This is a genomic window from Kitasatospora sp. NPDC001603, assembly GCF_040298365.1.
Classification (GTDB): domain Bacteria; phylum Actinomycetota; class Actinomycetes; order Streptomycetales; family Streptomycetaceae; genus Kitasatospora.
The window spans coordinates 22,502-28,593 of the sequence record NZ_JBEPAA010000092.1 but is presented as its reverse complement, the minus strand read 5'-3'; the positions used below and the strand labels follow the sequence as shown (position 1 = coordinate 28,593).

5 protein-coding genes are annotated in these 6,092 nt (G+C 74.1%); 3 read left to right on the top strand and 2 right to left on the bottom strand.

The features are described from left to right. Window positions 1-1,348, top strand: a 1,348-nt coding sequence (locus ABT263_RS34345) for an SUKH-4 family immunity protein (protein WP_502885910.1), incomplete at its 5' end; no start/stop codon positions are given. A 265-nt stretch (window positions 1,349-1,613) separates the two neighbouring features. Then, window positions 1,614-3,011 (top strand): coiled-coil domain-containing protein, encoded by a 1,398-nt coding sequence (locus tag ABT263_RS34340; RefSeq protein WP_352296703.1) that lies wholly within the window; start codon window positions 1,614-1,616, stop codon window positions 3,009-3,011. Window positions 3,012-3,072: 61 nt separating this feature from the next. Here the strand turns inward: ABT263_RS34340 and ABT263_RS34335 are convergent, their stop codons facing one another. Further along, window positions 3,073-3,738: a hypothetical protein gene (locus tag ABT263_RS34335; RefSeq protein WP_352296700.1), complete on the bottom strand. Its 666-nt coding sequence runs from the start codon at window positions 3,736-3,738 to the stop codon at window positions 3,073-3,075. Between the two features lie 389 nt (window positions 3,739-4,127). On the opposite strand from ABT263_RS34335, the gene ABT263_RS34330 reads away from it, so the two are divergent. Then, window positions 4,128-4,529 (top strand): beta/gamma crystallin domain-containing protein, encoded by a 402-nt coding sequence (locus ABT263_RS34330; RefSeq protein WP_329489332.1) that lies wholly within the window; start codon window positions 4,128-4,130, stop codon window positions 4,527-4,529. An 88-nt stretch (window positions 4,530-4,617) separates the two neighbouring features. On the opposite strand, the gene ABT263_RS34325 is transcribed toward ABT263_RS34330, so the two are convergent. Further along, window positions 4,618-5,931 (bottom strand): nucleotide sugar dehydrogenase, encoded by a 1,314-nt coding sequence (locus ABT263_RS34325; protein ID WP_329489333.1) that lies wholly within the window; start codon window positions 5,929-5,931, stop codon window positions 4,618-4,620. Window positions 5,932-6,092: the final 161 nt, after the last annotated feature.

Below are 6,092 nucleotides of genomic sequence, written 5' to 3'. Positions count from 1 at the left end.
GTCATTTTTACTGATACGTCCACCACCGCGATCTACTCTGCCTGGACTACACTCTGTCCCTCCACGCCGCTCTTCCGATCTCCTGCGCGGCGCCGCGGCCCCGCCCGCGCCACCCGCCGCCGGCCCGCCCGCCGGCGGGGTCGCGTACGAGCGCACCCAGCTGGCGGGAGCGATCGACCCGGCGCTGCTGGGCGGTGCCCCGGCCGATCCCGGTACCCCGCCGTCCGGCGGCCCGGCCGTGCCGCCCCCGCCCGGCCCCGGCGCGGCCGGCTACGGCTATCCCGGCGCGGCCTCGCCGGCCGCCCCGGCTCCCGCCCCGGCCGCCGCCCCTGCGCCGGTCCCCGGTCCGCCGCAGGGCGCCCCGGTGCCGCCCGGTGTGCCGGCCGTCGGCCCCGGCTACTTCGCCGCGCTCAGCTACCGCGGCCCGGACGGCTCGGAGCAGAAGCTGCTGCACCGCAGCGAGCCCGGCACCCCGCACCCGGAGTGGAAGATCCTCCAGGACCTGCGCCGGCTGAACGTCCCGCCGGAGCAGGTTCTGGAGCTCTACACCGAGCTGGAGTCCTGCGACCTGCCGGGCGGCTACTGCAACCGGATGATCGCCGCCTCCTGGCCGAACGTCCGGCTCACCCACACCGCCGACTACGGCCGGGACCACCACTCCCGGCAGGCCGGCATGGCCCAGCTGCTGGACCACCTGGACGAGCTGCACCAGCTGGCCTCCGGCGCCCAGCGGGTCCGCCCGTTCCGGGTGCCCCCGCCCGCCCCGGGCAGCGTCCCGGTGCTGCCGCCGATCGCACCGCAGCAGCTCGGCCAGGAGGTGAGCCAGGCCTTCGGCCCGAACGTGTTCCACTTCGAGCAGCGCGCCGTCTCCCGCCAGGGCGTGCCCGAGCCGGTGGCGCAGACCCTGATGTGGGGGGGCCTGCCGCGCGAGTTCGGACCCTTCTTCTGGGCGCAGGCCCAGGAGGGCCGCCCGATCCCGACGCTCGCCGAGCTGGCCGCCGAGCGCGGACTGACCGGCGGCCCGGACTTCGGCGGCTACCTGGTGCTCGGCAACGACTACGGCCGCCAGCTCTGCGTGCAGTACGGCACCGCGCACGTGGTCGCGGTGGACATCGACGGAACCGGCGAGCCGCCCCGGTTCGTCAACAGTGGTGTACCGGAGTTCGTTCGCGCCCTGGCCCTGCTGGGCCGGATGTGGCGGCTGCGGTACGGGCTGACCCCGGACCAGGCCGGTCGCTGGACGACCGACTTCCAGGCTCAGCTCGCCGCGATCGACCCCGCGGCCCTGCAGTCGGCGGACACCTGGTGGGCCGTCCTCCTGGAGCAGTTCTGGGACGGCCTGCTGTAGCGGGCCGACGCGGATCCGCGCAGGTGGAAGGGGTCGTTCCGGTGTCCGGAACGACCCCTTCGGCGTGCCGTCGCGGCTCTGCCTCGTTGGGGTTTCGCCCTGATCTGCGCAAAATAGGTCAAGAGGATGGGTCTATTCGTCCATTCCTCGCCGCGTTCCGATCCGTACGGCGTCCGATTCCGGACCGCCTCCCGGATCCGGTTCCGGATCCGTCCGTTCCGTCCGATCATGGGCTCCGCAGCCCGCGACACGAGGGGAAGAGCCCATGAGCGATGCCGTCCCCCAGCACGGCTTCACCGCTGCCCGGCGCGGTTACGCGCCCGAGCAGGTCGACCGAGCCCTGACCGTTTTCACCGCCCAACGGGACGAGGCGTGGGAACGGCTGAGCGTGCTGGGCGCCGGAATCCGGGAGATGGAGCGGCGGCTGGCCGAGATCCGGCAGGCCGCCGCCGACGCTCCGGACCCGGACTACCAGGTGCTCAGCGAGCAGGCCGCCGGACTGGCCACGATGGCCGCGAACGAGGCCCGGGCGGTCCGGGAGGCCGCCGAGCGGTTCGCCGAGGACCTCCGCGACGAGGTCTACGAGGCCGGTCAGGCGCTCGGCCAGGCCGCCAAGGAGTACGCCGCCACCACCCGCGCCGAGGCCGACCAGGCCGCCCGGCGCACCGAGGAGCGGACCCGCGCCGAGGCCGAGGCGATCCGGGCCGAGGCCGACCGCGAGAGCCGGGCCGTGCGGGACGCCGCCACCGGCCACGCCGCCAAGGTGCGGGTCGCCGCGGCCGAGGCCTCCGAGCTGGCCGAGGCCAAGCTCGCCGAGCTGCGCCGGGAGGCCGACGAGACGTTCGCGGCGGCCGAGGCCCGGGCCGACGCCGAGGACGCCCAGATCTCGGCGACCGCGGAGCGCCGGGTCAAGGAGGCCGAGCAGTACCGGGAGACCGTGCTCGGGCAGATCAAGCAGTCCGACGCCGAGGCGCAGGCCCGGGCGGACCAGCTGATCGAGCAGGCCCGGCGCGAGGCCGAGCGGATCAACGCGGAGAGCGAGCGCGAGCAGCGCGAGTTCGCCGCCCGGCAGGAGACGGTGCAGCAGCACCTGGACCACATCAAGGGCACCCTCGCCTCGCTCACCGGCGCGGCGGTGGGCGCGATCGAGCCCGACCTGGCGGCCGAGACCCCGGCCGGGCCCGCGCCGGCGGTCGACTCCGAGGCGGACACCGGCGAGATCGCGGTGGCGAACCTGCGCAAGACCGTCGCGGTGGGCGGCGGGCAGCGGGCCGTCACCGAGGCGGCCACCGCGGTACTGCCGGTCACTCCCGGCCCGGCGGGTCCCTTCGACGCCGCTCCCGAGGACGCCGCTACCGACGATGCTGCCCCGGCTGCGGACTCCGCTCCGGCCGTCGCCACCGGACCGGTCAGCCCCGGACCGGTCGCGCCCGGTCCGGTGGCGCCCGCCGCCCCGGCGGGGGTGCCGCCCCGGCCGAGCACGCCGCCGAGCACGCCGAGCACGCCGCCGAGCGGGTCGGCCGCGACCGCGGACGACGAGGCGGCCGACGCGCCGGGCCGGCCCGCCGAGGACGAGACCCGGATCATTCCGAAGATCGTGATCGTCGACGACGGCAGCGACTACGCCACCCCGAACACGGTGGGCCTCAACCGGCGGCGCTGAGGCACCGCGAGCGCCGGTCCCGGCACCGGGTGGCCCGGCGGCTCGTGACCCCGCGAGGGCCTCACGAGCCGCCGGCCACCAGCCGGGTGAGTTTCGCGTCCTGGGCCCTGACCGCCTCCTGCTGGGCGGTCAGGGCCTGCGCGTTCCGGTCGATCTGCTGCCGCTGGTAGCCGGCCAGCACGGCGAACCAGATCCCCGCCAGATTGCTCCGGGCCGTGCAGTCGGCGTCGGCGCGGGCCGTCGCCAGCTCGCCCGCGGTGATCTCCGCGACCGCCCGGTACCGCTCCGGCAGGGCCGCCGGGTCGTCGACCCGGAAGCCGGCGGCGGCCATGCAGGTGGACCACTCGCCGGTCGCCGCGGCCACCCGGGCGTCGCGGCCGGTCGCCCCGATCGATTCGTCGAAGAGCCGGCCGACCAGCTCGGCCCCGGGCCCCGGCGGCGAGCCGATCCGTTCCGCCGCCTGCCGGTCGCAGTCGACCCGGGCCGCGTCGTAGGCCTCGGCCGGGCCGGCCGCCGGCGCGACGGGCCGGGGCAGCGCCCGCTTCGGGGGGTGGAACCCCTGGACGGCGGCGGCCTCGGCCCCGAGGTACCCCCAGGCGCCGGCCGGCAGGGCCGTCGCGTTGTCCGGGGCCTGCGCCGCCTGGAGGCCGTCGCCGCCGAAACCGGTGAATCCGGCCCGCTGCATGCAGGAGACGACCAGCATATTCCTGGCCTGAATCTCTTTCACGGCCACCTGGTCATTGGCCTGATAAGCGGAAAGCGGCAGTCCGGTCATTCCGGCGCGGCCGGATTCCGGGGGTTCAGGGGTGCCGATCGCGGGGGGCGTCGGCGCGGATTTCACCGAGTTCCCCCCGGTATCCTCGGCGCAGCCTGCGGAAATGGCCGACAGTACGGCCGCCAGGGTGATGGCGGCGAATCGTCCGAAATGTGGTGGACGTGCCAATCGTCTGCTCCGATCCTCGGGCACGGCAAGCTTGTTCGGACCCTAGCGCATTCCGCTCGACCCCGGCCCGGCGGCCCGTCCCGGAGGTTTCGGCTTGGCCGGAAAACAGCTGTTCGGCGACAGGCCCCCATGTAAATCTCTGGAGTCGCAACCGCCGTCGATGGAGGGGTTTCATGATTCGCCGCACAAATCCCGCAAATCCCCGCAGGGATCGCCGCACCGGAAATGTCCTGGCCCGCCGGATCGGTGCCCTCGCCGTTCTCACCGCCGCTGCCGCCGCACTGCTGCCGACGACCGGCGCGAACGCGGTGAGCCAGGTCGAATGCGGAAACCGCACCGATTTCGCGAAGGTGTACAACTACGGCTACAGCGGCCGGCTCTGCTTCGCGAATGACGGCTGGATGTCCGTCCGGGTCTACAACGTGGACCGGATCGACGCGGGCAACAACCGGGTCATCACCTATCTGGGGGGTGGCCTCGGCTCCTGGACCGTCTTCAACTGGGAGCAGTACGACTTCAACGGCAACCAGGGCCACCAGGTGACGATGTACGACATCAACCTGTCCCGCTGGTAGTCACCGGGAGCCGGGGCGGGCCGGATCCCTTGTGCGGTGCCGGGCGGGTGCGGACGCCCGGCACCGCGTTCGCGCGGGCCGGCCGGCCCTACAGCACCTCGACCGTCGCGCCCGAGAGCCGGCGGCGGCAGTCCAGCACGTACCGGGCGTGCGCGGTGACGGCCTCGTAGTCGAACTCGTCGTGGTCGGCGAGCAGCACCACCGCGTCGGCCCCGGCCAGCTCCTCCGGAGTCGCCTCGACCCGGCGGACGGCGGCGAACGGGTCGCCGTGCGGGTCCAGCTCGGCCGCCCGCTGCCCGGGGATCACCGGCTCGGGGACGTGCACCCCGACGACCACGTGCGGGTCGGCGGCCCGGACCTCGGCGCCCATCCGGGTCAGCAGCTCGGCGACCCGGGCGGCCGGGGTCTCCCGGGCGTCGCCGGTGTTCTTCTTGTAGGCGAGCCCGAGCAGCAGCACCCGGGAGCCCTTGACCGAGCGCTGCCGCTCGTTCAGCGCCTCGGCGAGCCGGCGCACCACGTAGTCGGGCATGTGGCTGTTCACGTCGTTGGCCAGCTCGACGAAGCGGAACGACTGGCCGAGCGCCCGCTCCACCCGCCAGGACAGGTAGGAGGGGTCGATCGGCAGGCAGTGCCCGCCGACCCCCGGCCCGGGGGTGAAGCGCAGATAGCCGAACGGCTTGGTGGAGGCGGCGTCGATCGCCTCCCAGACGTCGATGCCGAGGTCGTGGGCGAACATCGCCAGCTCGTTGACCAGCGCGATGTTCACATGGCGGAAGGTGTTCTCCAGCAGCTTGGTCAGCTCGGCCTCCTTGCAGGAGGAGACCGGGACGGTTCGCTCGACCAGCCGCCCGTAGAAGCCGTCGACCGCCGCCAGCGCCGCCGGGTCGATGCCGGAGACCACTTTCGGGGTGTTCTCCAGTCGCCAGGTCGGATTGCCCGGGTCGATCCGCTCGGGGCTGTAGCCGAGGTGGAAGTCCCGGCCGGCGGTCAGACCGGACCCCTCCTCCAGCAGGGGCGCGAGCAGCTCCTCGGTGGTGCCCGGGTAGGTGGTGGACTCCAGCACGACGGTGGCGCCCGGGCGCAGGTGCTGGGCGAGCAGCCGGGCCGAGGCCTCGATGTAGGAGAGGTCCGGCACCCCGTCGCGCAGCGGCGTCGGGACCGTGATCACCGCGATGTCGAAGCCGGCCACGTCGGCCGGCTCGGCGGACGGCAGATAGCTGCCGTTCTCCAGCAGCGGCCGCAGCCGGGGGGCCGGGATGTCCTCGACGTAGGACTCGCCGACGGCCAGCCGTTTGATCCGGCGCTCGTCCACGTCGTAGCCGACCACCTGATAGCCGACTTCGGCCGCCCGGACCGCCAGCGGCAGCCCCACATACCCCTGACCTGCGATGACAACGCGCATGACGAAGAACCCCCTCCATCGCGACGCCCCCTGGTCCCCTCCGGGGCATCCCCACACGGCCTTCACCACAGGGTAGGGAGCGGCGCCGGGCCGCGTGGCCTTTCGGCGAAGTGGGCGGAGCCGTGCCGCGCGGGCGGGCGGCGGCCGTTCAGGTGGTGGTG

Excerpts from the sequence above, each read along its gene's own strand:
- ABT263_RS34325 (WP_329489333.1), bottom strand. The coding sequence starts at position 5,931 with ATGCGCGTTGTCATCGCAGGTCAGGGGTATGTGGGGCTGCCGCTGGCG.
- ABT263_RS34340 (WP_352296703.1), top strand. The coding sequence starts at position 1,614 with ATGAGCGATGCCGTCCCCCAGCACGGCTTCACCGCTGCCCGGCGCGGT.
- ABT263_RS34330 (WP_329489332.1), top strand. The coding sequence starts at position 4,128 with ATGATTCGCCGCACAAATCCCGCAAATCCCCGCAGGGATCGCCGCACC.